Annotated in this window: 4 protein-coding genes; 3 read left to right on the forward strand and 1 reads right to left on the reverse strand. The window is 66.3% G+C overall.

The window, feature by feature from the left end; translation table 11 throughout:
- Positions 1–54: 54 nt before the first annotated feature.
- The 3 genes from VEG08_01170 to VEG08_01180 all read left to right on the forward strand — a co-directional run bounded on the left by VEG08_01170 (position 55) and on the right by VEG08_01180 (position 2,297).
- Positions 55–672 carry a citrate/2-methylcitrate synthase gene (locus VEG08_01170; GenBank protein HXZ26588.1) on the forward strand — a complete coding sequence of 206 codons (618 nt, stop codon included), beginning with the start codon at positions 55–57 and terminating at the stop codon, positions 670–672.
- Positions 673–853: 181 nt separating this feature from the next.
- Complete coding sequence (locus VEG08_01175) at positions 854–1,549, forward strand: metal ABC transporter ATP-binding protein (protein ID HXZ26589.1); 696 nt, start codon at positions 854–856, stop codon at positions 1,547–1,549.
- Positions 1,539–2,297 carry a metal ABC transporter permease gene (locus VEG08_01180; protein HXZ26590.1) on the forward strand — a complete coding sequence of 253 codons (759 nt, stop codon included), beginning with the start codon at positions 1,539–1,541 and terminating at the stop codon, positions 2,295–2,297. Before VEG08_01175 ends, VEG08_01180 begins: the two co-directional genes overlap by 11 nt.
- Positions 2,298–2,312: 15 nt before the next feature.
- Here the strand turns inward: VEG08_01180 and VEG08_01185 are convergent.
- Positions 2,313–3,713, reverse strand: a 1,401-nt coding sequence (locus tag VEG08_01185) for a hypothetical protein (protein HXZ26591.1), incomplete at its 5' end; no start/stop codon positions are given.

Consider the following 3,713-nt stretch of genomic DNA (forward strand, 5'->3'; position numbering starts at 1 on the left):
TAGTGGAAACCGTCCATCAGCTTCTTCACGTTCTCGTGCAGCAGGGTGTGGTGGGTGATCTCGTGGGTCCACTCCTTGAGTTCGGCCTCGGTGGGCAGTTCGCAGGCCGATCCCTACATGGCCACCGCGGCGGCCGCCGCCGCTCTGGCGGGCCCCCTGCACGGCGGGGCCAACGAAGAGGTGCTGCGCATGCTGGACGAGATCGGCAGCAAGGACAACGTTCCCGCCTACATCAAAAAGACCAAAGAAGGCCACGGCAAGCTGATGGGCTTCGGGCACCGCGTCTACAAGAACTACGATCCCCGCGCCCGCATCCTCAAGCAGACTGCGGAAGAGGTCTTCAAGGTGACGGGACGCAATCCCAAGCTCGACATCGCCCTGGAGCTGGAGCGCATCGCGCTGGAGGACGAGTACTTCATCAGCCGTAAGCTCTATCCCAACGTCGACTTCTACAGCGGCATCATCTACCAGGCCATGGGCTTCAAACCGGAGATGTTCACGGTGCTGTTCGCCATCCCCCGCACCGCGGGCTGGCTGGCCCAGTGGCAGGAGATGCTGGAGGACGGGGAGCAGAAGATCGCGCGCCCGCGCCAGGTCTATCTCGGCCACGAATTGCGCCACGTGACCGCCTGGCAGAAGCGCATCAAGGGGAAGACCACCTCGGCTGCCTGAGGAAGTCCTCTCTGGCAAGGCTCGGGGCGCTCCGGGGAAGCGGAGCGCCCCTTTTTCTTGAGTCCAGCGGACTCCGGGATGCCGGATACAATGGCGGCTCCCAAAAGCAGGCCATTCTGGACAAAACCATCGCGGCAAGCGCAATATCGGTAGCGCGAACGACGTGCCCCATCCTGACCCCGTGGAAAACGTCCTCGAAGTCAACCAGCTTTCTGTGCGGTTCGGCGGCACCCAGGTCTTGTCGGACCTGAGCCTCCAGGTCCCCCGGGGCAGCTCCCTGGCCATCATCGGGCCCAACGGCGCGGGCAAGACCGTTCTCTTCCGGGCGCTGATCGGAGCGATTCCCTTCCAGGGCGACCTGCGGTGGTCGCCCGGGGTGCGCATCGGCTACGTCCCGCAAAAACTCGACCTGGAGCGCGACATTCCCATCACCGGGGTGGACTTCCTGCGGGCGCGCGCGGCCCTGGCGGGCGCGCCGGCGGCGAATGTCACCGGCATTCTGAGCTCGGTGGGGGTCTCCCAGGCCATCGCCCGGCAGCCCATCGGCACCATGTCCGGGGGGCAGTTCCAGCGCTTGCTGGTCGCCTTTGCTCTGGTCGGGGATCCCAACGTGCTTCTCCTGGACGAACCCACGGCGGGCGTGGACGAGCCCGGGCAAGAGCGCCTGAACGAGCTGGTCCATCGCCTGCAGGAGGACCGCGGGCTGACCGTGCTCTTCATCTCCCACGAGCTGTCGGTGGTCTACCGCTACGCCACCAACGTGCTCTGCTTGAGCCGGGCTCTGGCCTTTTTTGGAGCGCCGCGGGCCATCCTCACGCCCGAGCTGCTCGACCAGGTCTATGGCGCCCACATGGAGTATCACGTCCATGACGAGTGAACTGCTGCTCTTGTCGGTGGCCATGGCGGTGGCGGCCGGGCTGATGGGCTGCTTCGCCGTGATGCGACGGATGGCGCTGGCCGCCGACCCCCTCTCCCACGTGGCCCTGCCCGGCATCGGGGTGGCGCTCGCTCTCCACATTCACCCCATCTTCGGGGCGGTGGCCATGCTGTTCTTCGGGGCCCTGCTGGTGTGGGCGCTGGAAGACCGGGCGCGGGCAACCACGGAAACCGTTATCGGCGTGGTGTTCTCCGCCGCCCTCGCCATCGGCAGCCTGATGACCTCGGGGGAGAACCTCATCGAGGCGCTCTTCGGTGGGGCAGGCGCGCTGAAGTGGCCGGAGATGGTCTTCGGCCTGGCGGCCGCGGGCGCCATCGTGCTCTTCGTGGTGGCCCGCCGGAACAGCTTGATCGTGATGCTGGTCTCGCCCGACGTGGCCCGCACCGCCGGCATCAACGTCCGCCATCTCAATCTGCTCTACCTGCAGATGTTCGCACTCACCATCGCGCTGGGGTTGCGCTACCTGGGCGTGCTGCTGATGGGGGCGCTGATCATCATCCCGGCCGCCACCGCCAAGCGCCTGGCCCGCAGCCTGGGCGGCATGCTGGGGCTGGCAGTCGGCTTCTCGGTCTTCGCCACCGTGCTGGGCACATGCCTCGCCCTGTGGCTCCACCGCGAGACCGGACCGCTGATCGTGAGCGTCGCCGCCGGCGTCTTCCTGCTCAGCCTGGCGCGGCAGCAACCCTGAAGCCGGCGGCCGGCGCTACTGGCTGGCCGCCGGCGACACCTCCACCGCGGGCACGTTGTTCTTCTTCATCAGCTCGTTGAGCGCGGGGACGTCCTCGCTCACGATCGCCTTCCACTTGGCCAGTTGTTCGTCGAGCTGCTTGCTCAGCATCTCGAAGACCTCGTACTGCTGCCGCGCGGGCGCGGTGTCGGCCAGCCCCACGCTGAAGGTCAGCGTGTAGAACTGTTCGTTGAGCATGGTGGGATAGTTCAGATTGCCCTCCGAACTCTTCATTTTGGTCTGGATGAGCTGCTCTTCCACCGGGGTCATCTTGGCATCCAGCGCCTTGGCGGCGGCCACGACCTCCTTGCCCTTGGGGTCGTCGCCCAGCCGGTACTCCAGCGCCTTCAACTGTGCCCGCAATTCGCGGATCTGGTTCACCGCGTTGTGCAGGTCGGAGTTGCGGGCGCGCAGCTTCAGTCCCAATTCCAACTGCTTCTCCAGGTCGGCCTGCGAGACCTTGCTCCGCGGGTCCAGCTTGATCTTCAGGGGCTGGGTGGTGCTCTTCCCCGCCACCGTCAGCTTCACCTGGTAGGTGCCGGGCAGCACGCGCGGTCCCTGCGGAGGATTGCCGGCATAGAACGCTCCCGGCACCTGCACCGGGTCCTGGTAGTGCTGGTCCCAGGCGAAGCGGTTCATGCCCGCCTCCGCCGGGATCAGTTCCGGGGGCTTGGTCTGGTCGGGCCACTCGGGCGGCTGCTCCTCCGTCTTTTTCTCCTGCTTGCTGACGTACTTGCGCACCAGCTTGCCCTGGCTGTCGAAGATCTCCAGCGTGACCACGTCCTTGGGCTTCTCCTTCAGGAAGTAATCGAAGACCGCGCCCTGCGGCGGGTTCTCGCCCACCGGCTGGCGCCGCGGCACCTCGCCCGGCCACTGCAGCCGGTACGACGCCGCCGGCTTGTAGAAGATGACCTCCTGCTTGGCCAGGTCGGCGGAGATCTGGCGCAGCGGCTCCACGTCGTCGAGCACCCAGAAGGAGCGCCCGTGCGTGGCTACTACCAGGTCGTCGTCCTTGATGACCAGGTCGTGGATGGGCGTGCGCGGCAGGTTGAGCTGCAGGGGCTGCCACTGCCCGCCGTCATCGAAGGAGACGTACACGCCCTGCTCCGTGCCGGCGTACAGCAGGCCCTTGCGCTTGGGATCCTCGCGCACGGCGTGGGTGTAAGCATCATCCGGGATGCCCTTGGTGATCTCGGTCCAGGTCTTGCCGAAGTCCTGGGTGCGGTAGATCAGGGGATGCAGGTTGTCGAGCTTGTGCAGGTCCACAGCGACGTAAGCAGTACCGGCATCGAAGGGCGAGGCCTCGATGATACTCACCAGGCTCCACTCGGGCATGCCCTTGGGGGTGACGTTGGTCCAGGTCTTGCCGCCGTCGCG

The sequence above is a fragment of the Terriglobales bacterium genome, from assembly GCA_035624475.1.
Taxonomy (GTDB): Bacteria; Acidobacteriota; Terriglobia; order Terriglobales; family Acidobacteriaceae; genus DASPRL01.